Below are 18,086 nucleotides of genomic sequence, written 5' to 3'. Positions count from 1 at the left end.
CCGGCGTTCCGGGCACGGGCCGGGTGGGTGCGGTGCGCGTGGGACCGCTCTCCTACCGGGAGCCGCCCCTCCCGGGGCGCGCGTCGTGCAGCCAGCCGGTGTACCAGGTGCGGAAGTCGGGGTGCGCGGGGACGAAGCCGCCCCAGTCGGGGTCGAGCCACCAGACCTCGCCCGCCCGGGGACCCGTCAGGACCAGCCGGACGTACATGCCGCACCCCTCCTCGGCCAGCATGAGCGTGCCCGGGACCAACTCCTCGGCCGCGAGGACGCCGATGGCGCCGGGCAGCGGCTCGGAGAGGGCGAACGGCGTGGCGAGCCGTCCCGGCAGCCGGTCCTCCTCCCACTCGCCGTCCACGGCCCAGGGGTCGTCCCCGCAGGCCTCGGGGCGGGGGGTGGTCAGCGGCATCAGGCCGTGCGCGGGACCGGCGGGACCGTTGCCGACCTCCGCGACGAACGCGCGGTAGTCCGCGGGAAGCCGGATGCCGTGCGCCTGCTCGAAGGCGGTGATCTCCGCGTCGGGCAGGGCGGGCGTCAGCTCGTACCGATGGGTGCGCGCCCCCGACCGCGTCCACGCGGGGTCCAGCGCCGCCATCTCCCGTATCCGGGCACGCACCGCACCCGCGTCCCAGTCGGCCATCCGACGACCCTACGGCAGTCCCGGACCAGCCCGGAGGGGCGACGCCCGCCCGGCCCGCGGCGGCCCTGTCCGCGCCTCGCGAGGACGGCCGAAAACCCCTCGCGTGCCCGCTCGCCCGCCGACTAACATGATCCGCAAGGGCGGGGTCGTAGCACAGAGGTAATGCGCCGCGATGTCATCTCGGAGGACGCCGGTTCGAATCCGGTCGCCCCGCCCCCATTCCTCTTCTCCCCGGCCGCTCAGTTCAGGCGTGCCCGCGCCGCCTGCGCCCGACGGCGGATCGTCGTCGCGGAGTCCGGGTCGACCGCGTCCATGATCTGCGCGTACGCCTCCATCTCCGCCGCCCCCGTGAGGAACTCGCCGCGCTGGACCAGCAGCTCGGCGCGCTCGTAGCGGAGCCGTGCCGGGTGCGAGGGGAGCAGCAGGGAGAGCTCCACCGCCCACAGCGCCACGTCGGAGCGTTCCGGGCGCGGGGCCGCCCAGGCGCGGATGTTGTTGAGGACCCGGAGCACGATCGCACCGGGTTCGGCGGGCCGGAGCATGGAGCGGTCGAGCGCCTCGCCCGTCGCGCTCGTCACCAGGAGCTCGGCGTCCGTTCCCGTCATGGCACGGCCGCCCGCGAAGGGGTCGGCGAGGTTCAGGTCGGCCGGGTCGCCGAAGCCGACGACGAAGTGGCCGGGCAGCCCGAGCCCGTACACGGGGGCGCCGGCCCGCCGCGCGACCTCCATCCAGACGACGGAGAGCAGGATCGGCAGGCCCCGGCGGCGCCGGAGCACCTCGTGCAGCAGGGAGGACTCCAGGCGCTGGTAGTCGGCGGGCACGCCGACGAAGCCCTCGCGGTGACCGAGCAGCCCGGCGAGCGAGCCGGCCCAGTCGCCGGTGACGCGGGTGGCGTACGGGACGAGCCCGGCGAGGCGGTCGAGTTCGATCTCGGCCTCGTCCAGGGTGTGCCGGGTGACGGTGGGGTCCGCCACGGCCCCGATCAGCAGGCAGAGCCGGGCGAGGTCGGGCCGCTCGGACCGCGCCTCCTCGGCGAACTCCCGCCGCCAGTCGGGGACTTTGGCGGAGCTGTGGCCCGGCCCGTCGTCCGACCCGGCCCGAGGACCACCGGCCGTTCTGTCGTCCGACCTGCCCCCGGGCCCACCGGCCGTTCCGTCGCCCGAGGTGTCGTCCGACCTGCCCCCGGGCCCACCGGCCGCTCCGTCGCCCGCAGCCGCGCCCGTGCCCGCTCCCTCTCCGTCCCCCGGTCCGCTCTCGGCCCCGCCCCCCGTCCCCTCGCCCGGTGGTACGTCCTCCGTCACGCCTCCGCCCATCGGTAGTGGTGGTAGTGGTGGTGGGGCGCGAAGCCCATGCCGTCGTACAGCGCCCGCGCGCCGTCGTTGTCCGACTCCACCTGGAGCCAGGCCGCCGACGCGCCCTCGTCGAGGGCCTTCCGGGCGAGTGCCGTCATGACGGCGGTCGCCAGGCCCCGGCGCCGCTGCTCCGGGTCGACCTCGACGGCCATGAAACCGGCCCAGCGTCCGTCGACGACACACCGCCCGATCGCCGCGGGAACCCCGCCCGGCACGCCGTCCGACACCTCGCCCGTCACCTCGCTCCTCACCCCTCCCGTGCCCGCCACGGAGGCGAACCACACACTCGGGCCGGAGGAGAGCACCGACCGTACCGCCGGGCTCGGTTCGCCGGAGCGCTGGTAGCGGCGCAGCCACGCCTCGTCGACGGTGCGGGAGAGGCGTACGGCGGAGACGTCGGCGTCGAGGTCGCCGATCGGGGCCAGCGCCGCGATCCGCACCTCGGCGGAGACCTCGCGCCGCCACCCGTGCCGGTCGAGCGCCGCGCAGAGCAGCTCCTGGGTGCCCTCGGCGCCCGTGGCGGCCTGGACGTACGGGGGGAGCTTCCTGGCCTCGTACCAGGCGCGTACGCGGCTCAGGGCGTCAGCCGTCGGCATCCCCGGATCACCGAGCGGTAGCGCGGAGTTGGCACGGCGGGTGAATCCCACCCGTCGCCCGGCCACCGCCCCACCAGGACGCCCTTCGGGCGGCAGCTCATGGAACGCGGCCCGCAGGGTCCACTCGCCGAGCGGCTCGCTCTCGACCGGCTGCCACGCGTGCGCGGTGGCCAGCGCCAGCTCGCGGAAGGTGGCCGAGGGGCCCCGCCGACGGGCCGGCGCGGCCGGGACGACCTTCCCGGCGACGAGCGCGGATTCCGCGATCCGGACGCCCTCGCCGCTCTTTCGTGTGATCAGCAGCACAGAGTTGTCCCATGATGTGAGAACTCCGACCGCGTCGGTGAACCTTCCGCCCGCCGAGGGCGACTCCGTCACGTACCGAACGGAGACACGTTTTCCCACGTCAGCGCCGGTGATTCGGACTTCAAGGCGCCCTCCGCCGGTGAATTCCACAGCTTCTCCGCCCCTCCTGTTCGGATCGCCCCCAAGAACGGAGATACTAGGGGCGGGCATCGACGACGCCGCGCTCCCGCGCAGACCAGCCCTATCGAGGAGGAACGACAGCGTGACCTACGTCATCGCGCAGCCTTGTGTCGACGTGAAGGACAAGGCGTGCATCGAGGAGTGCCCCGTCGACTGCATCTACGAGGGCAAGCGGTCCTTGTACATCCACCCGGACGAATGCGTCGACTGCGGGGCCTGTGAGCCGGTCTGCCCGGTCGAGGCGATCTTCTACGAGGACGACACCCCGGAGGAGTGGAAGGACTACTACAAGGCGAACGTCGAGTTCTTCGACGAGCTCGGTTCGCCCGGTGGTGCCTCCAAGCTCGGCGAGATCGAGCGCGACCACCCCTTCATCGCCGCCCTGCCGCCGCAGAACGGCTGATCGACCGCACCAGGTCGTATCCGGTCCCGTACGGCGCCGCGCGCCGTACGGGGCCGAGGCGTTTTCCGACGCCTCCCCGCGCACGTACAGGAAGTGAGAGCCAACCCGTGAGCGCAGTCTCTTCGCGCCTGCCCGTCTTCCCGTGGGACAAGCTGGAGCCGTACAAGAAGACGGCCCTGGCGCACCCCGACGGCATCGTGGACCTGTCGGTCGGCACGCCCGTCGACCCGGTCCCCGCGCTGATCCAGGAGGCCCTGGTCGCGGCGGCGGACTCGCCGGGCTATCCCACGGTGTGGGGGACGAAGGAGCTGCGCGACGCGCTCACCGGCTGGTGCGAGCGGCGCCTGGGCGCGGTGGGCTTCGTCCACGAGAACGTGCTGCCGGTGGTGGGCTCCAAGGAGCTGGTGGCGTGGCTGCCGACGCAGCTGGGGCTCGGCGCGGGAGACCGGGTCGCCTACCCGCGGCTCGCGTACCCGACGTACGAGGTCGGGGCGCGGCTCTGCGGCGCGGAGCCCGTCGTCTACGACGACCCGGTCACCGACCTCGACCCCGCCGCGGTCAAGCTGCTCTGGCTCAACTCCCCGTCCAACCCGACCGGCAAGGTCCTCGGCAAGGACGAGCTGACCCGGATCGTGGCCTGGGCGCGCGAGCACGGGATCCTGATCTTCTCCGACGAGTGCTACCTGGAGCTGGGCTGGGAGGCCGCCCCGGTCTCCGTCCTGCACCCGGACGTCTGCGGCGGCTCGTACGAGGGCATCGTCGCCGTCCACTCGCTCTCCAAGCGCTCCAACCTGGCCGGCTACCGCGCCGCGTTCGTCGCGGGCGACGCGGCCGTGCTCGGCGAGCTGCTCCAGATCCGCAAGCACGGCGGCATGATGACCGCGGCGCCCGTGCAGGCGGCGACGGTCGCGGCGCTCGGCGACGACGCGCACGTGGCCGAGCAGCGCGAGCGGTACGCGGCCCGGCGGGCGGCGCTGCGGGCGGCCCTGGAGGCGCACGGCTTCCGCATCGAGCACAGCGAGGCGAGCCTGTACCTGTGGGCGACCCGGGACGAGCCGTGCTGGGAGACCGTGGCGTACCTGGCGGAGAAGGGCGTCCTGGTGGCTCCGGGCGACTTCTACGGTGAGGCGGGCGAGCGGTTCGTGCGGGTCGCGTTCACGGCGACGGACGAGCGGGTCGAGGCGGCGGTCAAGCGCCTCGGCTGAGCGCGCTCCGGTCGGGCACGGCCCGGCCGAATGCGTCCCGGCCGAGGCCGCCTCGGCCGGGCAGGCACGGAAGAGGGCCCGGGGAGCAGGTGCTCCCCGGGCCCTCGTGCGTTCCCGCGGGGTCAGCCGCCGATCGGCAGGGCGCCCAGGGGCGCGGAGCCGAGCGCCTGGCCGGTGGGCAGGTTGCCGAGGCCGCCGCCCAGGGCGCCGCCGGTCGGGCCCTCGGCGCTCTCGGCGGCCGCGCCGGCGGTCTTGCCGACGACCTCGCCCGCGCTGCCGGCCGTGTCGCCGGCGACCTTCTGGGCGGCCGGGGTGGCGGTCCTGCCCGCCGCGCCCACGGTCTTGCCGGCGGCGGGGACGGCCGTGCCGACGGCCTTGCTGCCGGTGGCGCCGACGACGCCGGTGGCGGTCTGCGAGGCGGAGTCGACGGCGGTGCCGGCGCCGGCGGCGTCCAGGGCGGTGAGGCCGCCCAGGGCACCGGTCGGCGCGAGGCTGTGGTCCAGGGCGCTCGCGGAGCCGGCCGCACCGACCACGGGGGCTGCTCCGGCCGCGAGGATGAGGGCGGCGCGGGCGATCCGACGGGTCAGGGGGAGGGACATGGTGCTCCTTCGACGAGGTGCGGGGTGTTGTGCGGACGCAGTGACAACCGGCCCTGGGGCGGGGGAGGTTGCGGCGGCCGAAGGTAAAGAGTTGGCAATGCGTCGTATTGTCGGGTGGGGAGGAAAACGGGCGAACGTGTCATTGCGCGGACGCCTGCCGAACCGTCACTTCCCTTGCGGCGCAAGGGGATGGGGCGGGTGGGGCGCGTGGGGGATGAAGAGGCTCGAAGGCGTGGTGAATTCCTCCGGGCGCGGACCGGCCGCATGACACGCGAGGGTGAAGCGCCGTACGGGTGATCGGCCCCGGTCGCACGGACGAGCGGCCGTGGGGACGGGGACGAGCCCCTGGTCGGTACGGAAACCCCGCGAGGGCGAAAGCCTTCAGCGGTCCTCAGCCCGGAGACCCGGCCCGCGACCCCTACCGCTACGGAACCCCCGCAGCCGCCCTACTCCGCGAGTCGCATCCTGACCGTCGACCCGTCCGTCGCCTGCGCGCCCGAGGCCTTCGACCAGCCGCCCGAGGACTCGCCCGCGCGCCACACCCGGTCCCCGAAGGTGACCTCCGCGATGCGCAGCGTCTCCGCCCGCGCCACCGCCCACTGCGCCAGCTCCCAGCCGCGCCGCTCGTCCGCCCCGGCGCCGGGGGCCGCGCCCGAGCCCCGGGCCGCGCGCACCGGCACCACGAGGGCCGAGGGCTCCGAAGCCGAGCGGCCGGCGGTCGGGCCGCCCGTCACCGCCTTCGGCGCCGCCTGCTCGCCGAAGGCGCGCACCAGCTCGTCACGGACCAGCTCCGGATCGCCCGGCAGCCCCTCCGCCTCGCTCGTCGTACAGGACAGGGCCGCCGGGGAGCGGCCGGTCAGCGCCGCCGCGAGGAGGGTGGCGTCCGGCTCGTGCTTCGCGTACGCCTGCGGGAACCCGCTCTTCTGCACCTTCTGCGCCGCCACCGTCAGCGGCAGCCGCGAGTAGCCCGGGACCTTCTCCAGGCCCGCGTAGAACTTCCCCGACGCGTACACCGGGTCCATGATCTGCTCCGGCGTCCCCCAGCCCATCGAGGGCCGCTGCTGGAACAGGCCGAGCGAGTCCCGGTCGCCGTGCTCGATGTTCCGCAGCGCCGACTCCTGGAGCGCCGTCGCGAGGGCGATGGTGACCGCCCGCTCCGGCAGCCCCCGGGTGGTGCCGACGGCCGCGATCGTCGCCGCGTTCGACGCCTGTTCCGGGGTGAACTCGTACCGGTTGTCCCCGGTGCCCACACTGCACCGGGGCGTGCCTTTGCTCCCCGTCACCTGGTGGAAGGCCACGTAGGAGGCGAGGCCGAGGAGCGCGACGAAAGCAGCCGCTGAACGGGCGAGGCGGCCGCGACGGGCGGGGCGGGTGGGCTCGGACACGGGGCCCACCGTACTGGAGGGCGGGTTAGGGTCGGCACATGGCTGACATCACTCCGCTCGACGCCCGGCTCGACCTCTCGCAGGACGGTGCCGCGCTCACCGCGGCCCTCGTCGACTTCCCGTCCGTCAGCGGGACCGAGCAGCCCCTCGCGGACGCCATCGAGCAGGCCCTGCGCGCCCTGCCGCACCTCACGGTCGACCGCTACGGCAACAACGTCGTCGCCCGCACGCGCCTCGGCCGCGGCGAGCGGGTCGTCCTCGCCGGCCACATCGACACCGTGCCGATCGCCGACAACGTGCCCTCGCGGCTCGACGAGGACGGCATCCTCTGGGGCTGCGGCACCTCCGACATGAAGTCCGGGGTCGCCGTCCAGCTGCGGATCGCCGCCACCGTCCCCGAGCCCAACCGGGACCTCACCTTCGTCTTCTACGACAACGAGGAGGTCGCCGCCGACCTCAACGGCCTCGGGAAGATCGCCGCCGCGCACCCCGACTGGCTGGAAGGCGACTTCGCCGTCCTCCTGGAGCCCTCCGACGCCCAGGTCGAGGGCGGCTGCCAGGGCACCCTGCGGGTCATCCTGCACACCGCCGGCGAGCGCGCCCACTCCGCGCGCTCCTGGATGGGCTCCAACGCCATCCACACCGCCGCCCCGATCCTCGCCCGCCTCGCCTCGTACGAGCCGCGCAAGCCGGTCATCGACGGCCTGGAGTACCACGAGGGGCTCAACGCCGTGGCGATCCAGGGCGGCGTCGCCACGAACGTCATCCCCGACGCCTGCACGGTCACGGTGAACTACCGGTACGCCCCGGACCGCTCCCCGGCGGAGGCCCTGGCGCACGTCCGCGAGGTCTTCGCCGACTGCGACATCTCCGAGCTGGTCGTGGACGACGAGAGCCCCGGCGCCCTGCCCGGTCTCTCGCACCCGGCGGCCGAGGCCTTCATGAAGGCGGTCGGCGGCAGCGCCCAGCCCAAGTTCGGCTGGACCGACGTCTCCCGCTTCAGCGCGCTGGGCGTGCCGGCCGTCAACTACGGCCCCGGCGACCCGATCTACGCGCACAAGCGGGACGAGCACGTCCCCGTCGACCGGATCCACCACTGCGAGGCGCGGCTCCGGGACTGGCTGACCGCCTGACGTCCGGAACACCCGGGCGTCCGGCCCCGGAACGCCCGACGGCCCGACTTCCCTCGTCCCGACTTCCGTAATTTCGCGTTTCGTCACCTCTGTCGGCCTACGCTGACCGGACCAGAAGATCAGATGGCGGCCGACAGACGGGCCGCCGATCGGCGGAGGGAGCAGGCCATGGGCATTCCCGAGGGAATGGCGAAGCCCGAGGAACAGCGACTCGGTCCGGTGCTCAGGCGGCGGGACCAGGTCCAGCCGGGCACGACGGACCAGCGGCTGCTCGACACCGAGGGCGACTCGGAGTGGGTGCACACCGATCCCTGGCGGGTCATGCGCATCCAGTCCGAGTTCGTCGAGGGCTTCGGAGCGCTCGCCGAACTGCCGAGCGCGATCAGTGTCTTCGGCTCGGCCCGGACGAAGGCGGACTCGCCGGAGTACGAGGCGGGCGTACGGATCGGGCGGGCGCTCGTCGAGGCCGGCTTCGCGGTCATCACGGGCGGCGGCCCGGGCGCCATGGAGGCGGCCAACAAGGGGGCCAGGGAGGCCAAGGGCGTCTCGGTCGGCCTCGGCATCGAGCTGCCCTTCGAGCAGGGACTCAACCCGCACGTCGACATCGGTGTGAACTTCCGCTACTTCTTCGTCCGCAAGACGATGTTCGTGAAGTACGCGCAGGGCTTCGTCGTCCTGCCCGGCGGCCTCGGCACTCTGGACGAGCTGTTCGAGGCGCTGACCCTGGTGCAGACGCGGAAGGTCACCCGCTTCCCGATCGTCCTCTTCGGCACGGAGTACTGGAAGGGTCTCGTCGACTGGCTGCGCGACTCGGTCGTCGCGGGCGGCAAGGCCTCCGAGCGCGACCTGCTGCTGTTCCACGTCACGGACGACGTGGAGGAGGCGGTCAGGCTGGTGACCAAGGAGGTCGGCCGCTAGGCGGTGTCCGGAACGCGGGCCGCCCCGCCCCGTGCGACACGGGGACGGGGCGGCCTTTCACGGTCCGGGGTGGTCGGTGCTCTTCGGTCAGTACTCGACCGTGACGCCGGCCCCCGTGAAGCCCTCCTTGGCGTGCAGGCTGATGTAGACGTAGCCGGCGGGCGGGTTGTTCACGGTCAGGGTCTCGGCGCTGCCGGCCTGGACGGAGCGGCTGGTGTAGCTGCCCGTGGTGGCCCAGCTGGACGCGTTGTAGTACAGGTCGGCGTCGCCGTTGGCACCGGTGGTGGTGATCTTCAGCTGCTGGACGCCGGCCGGCAGGTACAGGTAGTGGTACGCGTAGTTGCCCGTGGTCGCGGACTCGTTGGTGCGGGAGCAGTTCTGGCCGAGCTGGCGGACGTCGGCGCCGGAGCACTCCGGGAGGGACGAGCCGGGGCCCGGGTCCGGGACGGTGGCGCAGGCACCGGCGGCGCAGCTGGTCAGCCAGGCGTCGAAGTCGGCGTCGTAACGGTTGCCGATGGTGTTCTTCAGGATCGTGCGGGCGCCGTTCCAGTCACCCGCGCGGTACTTGGCGAGCACGGCGTCCAGGTCGGAGCGGTGCTTCTCCATCATGTAGCGGACGGCGAGGTAGCCCCAGCGGTAGGTGCGCTCGGTGTTGGTGTTCTCGTAGGTGGTGTCGAAGAGGGTGCTCAGCGCATAGGTGTGGCGCCCGGCCGCGGAGATCGCCCCGTCGTAGGGCAGCTTCCGGTAGGAGTAGGAGACGTACTCGGCGAAGCCCTCGATCCACCAGATGGTCGGGGTGGACACGCCGGCGGTGAAGTCGCCGTACATGTTGAAGCGGCCGTCGAGGTAGTGGGTGTACTCGTGGTTCAGGTTCCACACCTGGAAGTCGGGGCGCACCCGGGTGTCCTCGTAGGCGAGGAACCGGGGCTGGTTGCCCGCGACGGCGGGGTTGCCCTCCAGGTACATGCCACCGTTGTTGGTGTCGATGCCGTAGATGGCGGCGGCGAACACCTGGTAGTCGAAGCTGGTGTCGAAGACGACGACCTCGATGGTGGTGTTGAGGTCGTCGGCGACGGCGCCCCGGTCACGGGCCACGGCGTGGAAGTACGCGTCCTGCTTCATCAGGCTGTCGCAGGCGGAGGCCAGGTTCTCGGCGGTCACCTGCTGGGCCAGCACCTTGATGGAGGGGCTGCACGTGTGGCTGGTGGTGAGGATGCCGGCGCGCAGCCGGGCGACGGAGTCGGCGGTGCCGTAGTCGGCGGCGTGCGCGGAGTCGTACGCCTCGACCATCTCGGCGACGGCGGCCCACAGGTAGGCGAGGCGGCCGCTCGGGGCGCTCTGGTCCGCGAGCTGCTTCAGCAGCGGCTTGAGCTTGGGCTGCAGGACCGGGTACTGGAGGAAGCGGCCGAGCTCGCGGGTGCCGTTGTACGGCAGGTAGGCGAAGTTCCCGCCGAAGAGCGCGGTGTTGCGGGAGACGAAGCCGTGGATGCTGTCGAGGATGCTCGGGTCGGCCTGGACGGCGGCGAGGAAGCCGTTCGTCTGGTGGCCGCGGAAGAGCACGGTGAAGACGTTGTTGACGGCGCCCGGCATGCCCGCGACGGCGTTGTACGTGGTCGCGTCGTAGCCGTCGAGGAGCCGCTTGACGACCGGGAGGTAGCGGACGTTCTCCTGGGCGCTGTCGATCAGGGTGACGGTCTCGCCGAGGGTGCCCGCGTTGGCGGCGGTGACGTCGCGCGAGTGGCTGTTGGCGAAGAAGCCGTCGAGCGCGCCGCGGATCGCGGCCTGCAGGTTCGGGCCGTAGGTGCCGACGTCGTTCGGGTGGTACCACTGGACGTAGTAGCCGGCGCGGAGGAACAGCACCAGCTGGTAGGTCGAGGTGGTGTTGTCGCCGGGGTACGCGACGGCGTTGTCGCGCAGCGCGTTGGCGACGGTCACCATCTGGGCCTCGCGGAAGGCGCCGTTGGCGTCACCGCCGGTGATGTTGAACAGCTCGTTGACGCAGTTCGCGTCCGAGGCCTTGATCTGCTCGACCAGGGCGCTGCCGGTGCGGCTGGTGAAGTCGCTGACGTTGCAGGCGGCGGCGGTCAGGGCGCGTGAGGCGGAGAGCTTGGCCGTGGCGGCGGGGCTGGTCGCCGGCACGAAGGGGGTGCGCAGGGCGGCGGGGACCGACCCGATCGCCCGGTCGGCCTCGCGGGTCTCCGGGGAGGGGTCGGGTGCGGGCTGCGGCGCGGCCTGCGTGGCGCGCGGCGCGGCGGGGGCCGGGGTGGGGGTGGCGGCCTGGCTCATCGGGGCGAGCAGTCCGAGGGCCAGACAGGACGTCACGGTGGCGGTCAGGAGCCGTACGCGGTACGGCAGTCCGGTTATCCGGGCGGATTTCAACTAGGCCTCCAGGCCTTGTGCGGTCGTGTGGGTGGCACGGCCGGGCACAGTGGGGGATCGATTGACAGCGCTCCGTCAAAGCGGGGGGAGCGGAGGTACAATTTCACACGTCACATGGCCGAGGGAAGAGGTGCGACAGAACCCACAGGACCCGGACGCGCCACGGGGAACGAGCCACGAAAACGCCGCACGCGCCCCCTCGCAGATGGGACCGGGTGCGGCCCAACCGGAAGGCGACGGGGGCGAGTCGGGAATTGAGCGCGGGCAACGGGAGGGTGGGGACGGCTTACGGGGGAGTGGACGGGGCGGGAACGGGGGCGGGTGGGTCGCGCGGGGCTGCGGCGAGGCTGCGCTCGCCCGCGCCGGTCGTTACGGGAGACGTTCGCCCGCCCCAGGCGACGGCGGCGCGGCTGCGCTCGCCCGCGTCGGGCGGCTACGGGAGTCGTGTGTCCTTGCGCCGGGCATGGCGGGGCGGCTGTGCCGGGGGGTATGCCGGGCCTGTGGCGGCTACGCCAGCCCCCGGCGGCGGGTGGGCTGTGCCCGGCTCGCGGCGCGACTGTGCCCGCCCGTCCCGGGCGGCGTCGGGGGGTGTGCGCCGGGGACTGTCCCGGCCAATGACGGGCGGGCTGTGGCTGGGCTCGGCTCGGCTGTGCCGCGCACCTCGGGTGACCGCGGGGGTCGTACGCCTGGCCGGCGCCGGGCGACGGCCAGGCGGCTGTGCCGGGCCCGCGCTTGGGGCGCCGGCGCGCCCTGTCAGGCTTGCAGCGCCCGCCCCGAACGGCTGCGGGAGGCGCACGCCGGGCCCGATCGGCACGGGAGACGCCCGCCCCGAACGGCTGCGGGAGACGTACGCCGGGCCCGCCCCGGGTCGCTACAGGAGAACGGCCCCTCGCCACCCCACCCGTCGGCTACGCCAGCCCCCGGCGGGCCACCGTCGGTGGGCGGTGGCCCGCGATGGAGGCCACCATGTCGAGGACCTGCTTCGTCTCCGCCACCTCGTGCACCCGGTAGACCCGCGCGCCCAGCCACGCCGAGACGGCCGTCGTGGCGAGCGTGCCGAGGACGCGTTCCTTCACCGGCCGGTCCAGCGTCTCCCCGACGAAGTCCTTGTTCGACAGGGACACCAGCACCGGCCACCCCGTCTCCGCCATCTCCCCGAGCCGCCGCGTCGCCTCCAGGCTGTGCCGGGTGTTCTTCCCGAAGTCATGGCCCGGGTCGATCATGATCGCGTCCCGGCGCACCCCCAGCGAGGCGGCGCGCTCCGCGAGCCCCACCGTCACGCGCAGGATGTCCGCCATCACGTCCTCGTACGCGACCCGGTGCGGCCGGGTCCGCGGCTCGGCGCCGCCCGCGTGCGTGCACACCAGCCCCGCGCCGTACTTCGCGGCCACCTCCGCGAGCCCGGGGTCCACCCCGCCCCACGCGTCGTTGAGGACGTCCGCCCCGGCCTCGCAGACCGCCGCGCCGACGTCCGCCCGCCAGGTGTCCACGCTGATCACGACGTCGGGGTGCCGCCGGCGTACCTCGGCGACGAAACCGACCGTGCGCCGCGCCTCCTCCTCGGCCGTCACCTCCTCGCCGGGGCCCGCCTTCACCCCGCCGATGTCGATGATCGCCGCGCCCTCGGCCACCGCCTGCTCGACCCGGGCGAGCGCCGGCTCGTCGCGGAAGGTCGCGCCCTGGTCGTAGAAGGAGTCCGGGGTCCGGTTCACGATCGCCATGATCACCGGCTCGTGCGGCCCGAATTCACGCCGTCCCAAGCGCAGCATCCCTTTTGTCCTCCCTCGTGTCCGTTCGCCTGCGACCCTAGCCGTCGGTGGCACGTGGCACGATCGGCACGGGACGATTTCCACTCAGGGGAGAGGCGCGCAGGTGTTCTGGTTTCTGCTCATCACGATGGTCGTGGTCGTGGCCGCGGTGACCCTGGCCGTGGTCGGCGGCGGCGACGGCGAGGTGCTGCCCGAGGTGGCGCCCGAGCAGCTCGTCGACCCCCTCCCGGCCACCCGCCAGGTCGACCGTGCGGACGTAGAGGCGCTCCGCCTCCCCGTCGGGCTCCGCGGCTACCGGATGGCGGACGTCGACGACGTCCTGGTCCGTCTCGGCGCCGAACTGGCCGAGCGGGACGCCCGGATCGCCGAGCTGGAGGAGGCGCTCGCGGGCGCGGCCACCGGTGACGCGGACGGCGAGGGGGCATGACGGCCGGCGGGGCGGTCCCGGGCCCGGACGGGCGGCTGCGCTGCCCCTGGGGCCTGTCGACCGAGGACTACGTGGCGTACCACGACGAGGAATGGGGCCGCCCGGTCCACGGCGACGACGCGCTCTTCGAACGACTCTGCCTGGAGGCCTTCCAGTCGGGCCTGTCGTGGATCACGATCCTGCGCCGCCGCGAGGGCTTCCGCACCGCCTTCGAGGGCTTCCGGATCGCCTCGGTCGCCGGGTTCGGGGACGCGGACCGCGAACGGCTCCTCCTGGACGAGGGCATCATCCGCAACCGCGCCAAGATCGACGCGACCCTCGCCAACGCGAAACTGCTCGCCGGCTGGTCCCCGGGCGAACTCGACACCCTGATCTGGTCGTACGCCCCCGATCCGGCGGCCCGCACCGCCCCGCGCACGGTCTCCGACGTGCCGGCGGTCACCGACGAGTCCACGGCCCTCTCGAAGGCACTCAAGAAGCGCGGCCTCCGCTTCATCGGCCCCACCACGGCCTACGCCCTGATGCAGGCCTGCGGCCTCGTCGACGACCACGTGGCGGACTGCGTGGCCCGGGGCGGCCGCACGGTGACGGCCACCCGGGCGGCCGACCGCTGACGGCGACCGGACGGCACCCCTCCCGCGGGGCGGGGCACGTCGCCCGACGGCCGAGACACGTCGGCCGCCGGGCGAGGTATGCCTCCCGCCGGGCAGGACGCGTTCGCTAGCGGCCCAGGTACTTCGGCTTCTCCTTGGCCACGAAGGCGCGGACCGCGATCGTGTGGTCCTCCGAGGCGCCCGCCCGGGTCTGGAGTTCCTCCTCCTTCTCCAGTGCCTCCGTGAGCGAGTGGCCGGCGCCGTAGGCGAGGGACTCCTTCAGGGCCGCGTACGCCACCGTCGGGCCCGCCGCCAGCTTCCGGGCCACCTTCTCCGCCTCGGCGGCCAGGTCCGCGGCCGGCACCAGGCGGTTCGCGATGCCCAGGTCGTACGCCTCCTGCGCGCCGATCGTGCGCGGGAAGAGCAGCAGGTCGGACGCCCGGCTCGCGCCGATCAGCCGGGGCAGCGTCCAGGACACGCCCGAGTCCGCGGTCAGCGCGACGCCCGCGAACGCGGTGTTGAACGAGGCCGTGTCCGCGACCACCCGGAAGTCCGCCGCGAGCGCGAAGCCGAAACCGGCCCCCGCCGCGACCCCGTTCACGCCCGCCACCACCGGCTTCGGCATGCCCGCGAGGGCCGTCGTGATCGGGTTGTAGTGGTCGCGGACCGTGTTCATGGTCTCGCTCGTGCCGGACTCCTGGTCCGCCATGAGCAGCCCGATGTGCTCCTTCAGGTCCTGGCCGACGCAGAACGCCCGGTCGCCGGCCGCGGTGAGCAGCACCGCCCGTACGGCGGGGTCCGTCGCGGCGGTCTCCACCGCGTCCCGGAGAGCCACCTTGGTCGCCACGTTCATGGCGTTCATGGCCTCGGGGCGGTTGAGCGTGATGGTGGCGAGTCCGTCGCTCACCTCGTACAGAACCGTGTCGGCCATCGTGATCCCTTCGCCTCTTCGCGTGGTTGACCAGCCCAGCATGGCGGACATCACCCGCACCGCCCATGTGAGGTGCGTCAAAGATTTGGAGGCTCCCGGTGGACGCCGAGCGGCGAAGTATCGCAGGCGGACCGCCGAAATGTGGGGTTTTGCGGAAGCGCGTTGCGGAAGCGATGCCAATCGATGTTGGTCATCGGGTCCTGCCATGCGGGATAATGACCTGGAAGCAATGTGTTCGAAGCCGGTGACGCGTGCTCCACATCATGGAGCTGCCCGGCTGACAAAGAGCTGGTTTCAGGAAGGGGAACAAGCATGGCGGCCATGAAGCCGCGGACGGGTGACGGCCCGCTCGAGGTGACCAAGGAGGGGCGGGGCATCGTCATGCGCGTTCCGCTCGAAGGCGGCGGTCGGCTTGTCGTCGAGCTGACCCCGGACGAGGCCGAGGCGCTGGGCGACGCCCTGAAGAAGGTCGTCGGCTGACCCGACACTCCTCGACATCCTGAACCACTGCCCCGGTACGGCCTGCCCGTACCGGGGCAGTGGTGTGTCCGGGAGGGGGCAGGGGAGGGAGCGGGATGGGGATGGGGTGGGGATGGTGCGGGTGCGGGTGCGGGTGCGGGTGGTCCGGGCGGGCGGGCGGGTACGCGCGGGCGTCGCCACGCGGCTCCCGCGGGCCTCTCAGCCCCGGCGGACCGCGCAGAGCAGGCCGTCGCCTACCGGCAGCAGGGAGGGGACGAGTTCCTGGCTCTCGCGCACCGCGCGCAGCAGTTCGCGGACCCGCTGGACCTCGGGCGGCTGGGCCGCGGAGTCGACCGTGCGGCCGTCCGCGAAGACGCCCTCGAAGCAGACCAGGCCCCCCGGTCGCAGCAGGCGCAACGATTCAGCGAGGTAGTCCAGGTACTCAAGCCGGTCGCCGTCGCAGAACACGAGGTCGTAGCCGCCGTCCGCGAGCCGCGGCAGTACGTCCAGGGCGCGGCCGGGGATGAAACGGGCCCGGTTCCCGGCGAAGCCCGCCGCGCGGAACGCCGTCTTGGCGAGCTGCTGCCGCTCCGGCTGGAGGTCCACCGTGGTCAGCACGCCGTCCGGCCGCATCCCCAGCAGCAGATAGATGCCCGACACGCCCGTGCCGGTTCCGATCTCCGCCACCGCCTTGGCGTCCGCCGTCGCGGCGAGCAGGCGCAGCGCGCCACCGGTGCCCGGGGACACCGAGGGCAGCCCTGCCTCCCTGGCCCGCTCCCGGGCCCAGCGCAGAGCATCGTCCTCGGCGACAAAGGCGTCGGCGAACGACCAGCTCGTCTGCCGGTTGGCGGTAATGGCCCTCTCCTGTCCCCGTAGTTGACGCAACGGTGACTGTATCCGCTGTGAGCGGGAACCCGCAGATGGGACCGGGCGTTCACCAGGGGAAGGACGCGACAGGAGGAGGCCGGTCGAGCCGGTCCCAAATTCGCGTAAAGATTCTTATCCGGAGCTAACGGGCGAGGTGGCTATGGTAGGGGCTCCACTGGACACCACCAGAGCCGACAGGGGAGGTGCGGCTGCGCCTGTGGATCGGGGAGGAGTGCTTCGGCGTCTTCTCAGGTCGGCGGGTGAGCCGAAATCCGTGACCGACACAGCTGACCGTTTCCGCTCCACCGACTCCGCTCCCACCACCGCGACCTTCGCATCGGATGCGGAATCGCAGGCGTGGACCCCTCCCACCTGGGAGGAGATCGTCAGCACGCACAGTGGCCGGGTCTACCGCCTCGCGTACCGCCTCACCGGCAACCAGCACGACGCCGAGGACCTGACGCAGGAGGTCTTCGTCCGCGTCTTCCGCTCGCTGTCGACGTACACGCCGGGCACCTTCGAGGGCTGGCTGCACCGCATCACCACCAACCTCTTCCTCGACATGGTCCGCCGCAAGCAGCGCATCCGCTTCGACGCGCTCGCCGACGACGCCGCCGAACGGCTGCCCAGCCGCGAGCCGTCGCCGCAGCAGGTGTTCAACGACACCCACTTCGACGCCGACGTGCAGCAGGCGCTCGACACCCTCGCGCCCGAGTTCCGCGCCGCGGTCGTCCTCTGCGACATCGAAGGACTGTCGTACGAGGAGATCGCCGCGACCCTCGGCGTGAAGCTCGGCACCGTCCGCAGCCGGATCCACCGCGGCCGCTCCCACCTGCGCAAGGCGCTCAAGCACCGCTCGCCCGAGGCCCGGGCGGAGCGTGCCCTGGCCTCCGTCGGATGGGAGGCAGGGACAGCGTGAGCGGATCGCGTTCCTCGTCGCCGACCCCCGCGGAACACCACCTCGGGGACCGGCTGGCCGCGCTCGTCGACGGCGAACTCGGCCACGACGCCCGCGAGCGGGTCCTCGCCCACCTGGCGACCTGTGCCCGCTGCAAGGCGGAGGCCGACGCACAGCGCACCGTCAAGAGCGTCTTCGCCTCCGCGGCGCCCCCGCCGCCCTCCGAGGGCTTCCTCGCGCGACTCCAGGGGTTGCCCGGGGGTCCTGGCGAACCGGGAGGACCCGGAAGCCCCGGCGGCCCCGGGGTCCCGAGAGGACCCCTCGAAGAACTCCTCGGCGCCCGCGGAGTGAAGTCCGACGGCTTCGCCACCGCCGCGGTCGTCACCCCGCACGCCCCGCACACCGGCTTCCGCATCCACGAGGTCGGCGACCGGGGGTCCGGCGGCTCCGGGCGCGGGCGCCGGTTCGCCTTCGCGGCGGCCAGCGCCGTCTCCTTCGCGGCCATCGCCCTCGGCGGCACCCTGCCGCTGGAGGCCTCGGTGAGCGCGAGCGCGCGCGGCGGCCAGGGCACGGGCAGCGCGGTCACCCCGCTCCGGGCCACCGCCGGTGGTCCCGGCACGGGCACGGCCGTCTCCCGGGGCACGCGCTCCGGCGACCGCTCCGGCGCGCAGTCGGTCGAGACCGGACAGACGGTCCCGGGGGCCCCGCCGTTCTCGACGGCGCCCGCGGGAGTGCCGCACGGGCCGGTGGCGATGGCCGGTCAGGGCACGGTCCCTGCAGGCACGGTTCCGGCAGGCATGGTCCCCTTGGGCACCGTTCCCACGGGCACGGTTCCGGCCGGTGCGGTACCGCTGGACGCGGTGCGTTCCCCCGCGACACCGCTGACGGCCGTACGCCTGCGGAACACGGTCCCGCAGTCGTTCCTCGCCCTGTCGCCGTTCATCCGGCCGACGGGTCCGGCCCTCCAGCTGGCCTTCGCCCCCGGGCCGAGTCCGGCGGCGAGTCCGACGACCGCACCGCTCGGCTCCCACCGCTGACCCGCGACCTGGTTG

The 18,086-nt window shown here is 73.3% G+C and carries 18 protein-coding genes and 1 tRNA gene; 10 read left to right on the top strand and 9 right to left on the bottom strand.

The window, feature by feature from the left end:
* Positions 1-52 precede the first annotated feature (52 nt).
* A complete protein-coding gene (locus tag ASD33_RS00355) occupies positions 53-637 on the bottom strand; it encodes an SMI1/KNR4 family protein (protein WP_056551476.1) in 585 nt (194 codons plus the stop codon).
* A gap of 139 nt (positions 638-776) precedes the next feature.
* Between ASD33_RS00355 and ASD33_RS00350 the strand changes: the two genes are divergently transcribed.
* Positions 777-856 (top strand) — tRNA-Asp (locus ASD33_RS00350).
* Positions 857-876: 20 nt separating this feature from the next.
* Here the strand turns inward: ASD33_RS00350 and ASD33_RS00345 are convergent.
* A complete protein-coding gene (locus ASD33_RS00345) occupies positions 877-1,938 on the bottom strand; it encodes a transglutaminase-like domain-containing protein (RefSeq protein WP_242426793.1) in 1,062 nt (353 codons plus the stop codon).
* Positions 1,935-3,038 (bottom strand): GNAT family N-acetyltransferase, encoded by a 1,104-nt coding sequence (locus ASD33_RS00340; RefSeq protein ID WP_056551474.1) that lies wholly within the window; start codon positions 3,036-3,038, stop codon positions 1,935-1,937. The genes ASD33_RS00345 and ASD33_RS00340 overlap by 4 nt, the downstream gene beginning before the upstream one ends.
* A gap of 112 nt (positions 3,039-3,150) precedes the next feature.
* Between ASD33_RS00340 and fdxA the strand changes: the two genes are divergently transcribed.
* The gene (fdxA, locus tag ASD33_RS00335) at positions 3,151-3,471 is read left to right on the top strand and encodes a ferredoxin (protein WP_015035968.1); all 321 of its coding nucleotides are present in this window, start codon (positions 3,151-3,153) and stop codon (positions 3,469-3,471) included.
* 107 nt (positions 3,472-3,578) lie between these two features.
* Positions 3,579-4,676: a succinyldiaminopimelate transaminase gene (dapC, locus tag ASD33_RS00330; RefSeq protein ID WP_056551472.1), complete on the top strand. Its 1,098-nt coding sequence runs from the start codon at positions 3,579-3,581 to the stop codon at positions 4,674-4,676.
* A gap of 122 nt (positions 4,677-4,798) precedes the next feature.
* On the opposite strand, the gene ASD33_RS00325 is transcribed toward dapC, so the two are convergent.
* Both ASD33_RS00325 and ASD33_RS00320 read right to left on the bottom strand, forming a co-directional pair.
* Positions 4,799-5,275: a hypothetical protein gene (locus ASD33_RS00325; protein WP_056551470.1), complete on the bottom strand. Its 477-nt coding sequence runs from the start codon at positions 5,273-5,275 to the stop codon at positions 4,799-4,801.
* 446 nt (positions 5,276-5,721) lie between these two features.
* On the bottom strand, positions 5,722-6,669 hold the full coding sequence (locus ASD33_RS00320; RefSeq protein WP_056551468.1) for a hypothetical protein: 948 nt from the start codon (positions 6,667-6,669) through the stop codon (positions 5,722-5,724).
* Positions 6,670-6,698: 29 nt separating this feature from the next.
* Here ASD33_RS00320 and dapE point away from each other — a divergent pair, with 29 nt between their 5' ends.
* Complete coding sequence (dapE, locus tag ASD33_RS00315; RefSeq protein WP_056551466.1) at positions 6,699-7,793, top strand: succinyl-diaminopimelate desuccinylase; 1,095 nt, start codon at positions 6,699-6,701, stop codon at positions 7,791-7,793.
* 168 nt (positions 7,794-7,961) lie between these two features.
* The gene (locus ASD33_RS00310) at positions 7,962-8,711 is read left to right on the top strand and encodes a TIGR00730 family Rossman fold protein (protein ID WP_056551464.1); all 750 of its coding nucleotides are present in this window, start codon (positions 7,962-7,964) and stop codon (positions 8,709-8,711) included.
* An 87-nt stretch (positions 8,712-8,798) separates the two neighbouring features.
* Here ASD33_RS00310 and ASD33_RS00305 read toward each other — a convergent pair whose 3' ends face one another.
* Complete coding sequence (locus tag ASD33_RS00305) at positions 8,799-10,997, bottom strand: M9 family metallopeptidase (protein ID WP_079044542.1); 2,199 nt, start codon at positions 10,995-10,997, stop codon at positions 8,799-8,801.
* 1,001 nt (positions 10,998-11,998) lie between these two features.
* A complete protein-coding gene (gene folP / locus ASD33_RS00300; protein ID WP_056551460.1) occupies positions 11,999-12,859 on the bottom strand; it encodes a dihydropteroate synthase in 861 nt (286 codons plus the stop codon).
* Between the two features lie 103 nt (positions 12,860-12,962).
* On the opposite strand from folP, the gene ASD33_RS00295 reads away from it, so the two are divergent.
* On the top strand, positions 12,963-13,286 hold the full coding sequence (locus tag ASD33_RS00295) for a hypothetical protein (protein WP_056551458.1): 324 nt from the start codon (positions 12,963-12,965) through the stop codon (positions 13,284-13,286).
* Positions 13,283-13,900 (top strand): DNA-3-methyladenine glycosylase I, encoded by a 618-nt coding sequence (locus ASD33_RS00290; protein ID WP_056551456.1) that lies wholly within the window; start codon positions 13,283-13,285, stop codon positions 13,898-13,900. The genes ASD33_RS00295 and ASD33_RS00290 overlap by 4 nt, the downstream gene beginning before the upstream one ends.
* Positions 13,901-14,006: 106 nt before the next feature.
* On the opposite strand, the gene ASD33_RS00285 is transcribed toward ASD33_RS00290, so the two are convergent.
* On the bottom strand, positions 14,007-14,810 hold the full coding sequence (locus ASD33_RS00285) for an enoyl-CoA hydratase-related protein (protein ID WP_056551454.1): 804 nt from the start codon (positions 14,808-14,810) through the stop codon (positions 14,007-14,009).
* Between the two features lie 312 nt (positions 14,811-15,122).
* On the opposite strand from ASD33_RS00285, the gene ASD33_RS33730 reads away from it, so the two are divergent.
* On the top strand, positions 15,123-15,290 hold the full coding sequence (locus ASD33_RS33730; protein WP_009997451.1) for a DUF3117 domain-containing protein: 168 nt from the start codon (positions 15,123-15,125) through the stop codon (positions 15,288-15,290).
* Positions 15,291-15,488: 198 nt separating this feature from the next.
* Here ASD33_RS33730 and ASD33_RS00280 read toward each other — a convergent pair whose 3' ends face one another.
* The gene (locus ASD33_RS00280; protein ID WP_079044463.1) at positions 15,489-16,154 is read right to left on the bottom strand and encodes an O-methyltransferase; all 666 of its coding nucleotides are present in this window, start codon (positions 16,152-16,154) and stop codon (positions 15,489-15,491) included.
* 142 nt (positions 16,155-16,296) lie between these two features.
* On the opposite strand from ASD33_RS00280, the gene sigE reads away from it, so the two are divergent.
* Together sigE and ASD33_RS00270 are read left to right on the top strand one after the other, a co-directional pair.
* Positions 16,297-17,055 (top strand): RNA polymerase sigma factor SigE, encoded by a 759-nt coding sequence (gene sigE, locus ASD33_RS00275; protein WP_079044462.1) that lies wholly within the window; start codon positions 16,297-16,299, stop codon positions 17,053-17,055.
* Complete coding sequence (locus tag ASD33_RS00270; protein ID WP_199863420.1) at positions 17,052-18,071, top strand: anti-sigma factor; 1,020 nt, start codon at positions 17,052-17,054, stop codon at positions 18,069-18,071. The genes sigE and ASD33_RS00270 overlap by 4 nt, the downstream gene beginning before the upstream one ends.
* Positions 18,072-18,086 lie beyond the last annotated feature (15 nt).

It is taken from the genome of Streptomyces sp. Root1304 (assembly GCF_001426405.1).
Lineage (GTDB): Bacteria > Actinomycetota > Actinomycetes > Streptomycetales > Streptomycetaceae > Streptomyces.
Note: the sequence above shows the minus strand (reverse complement) of the source record. Positions and strands in the feature narration are given on the sequence as shown.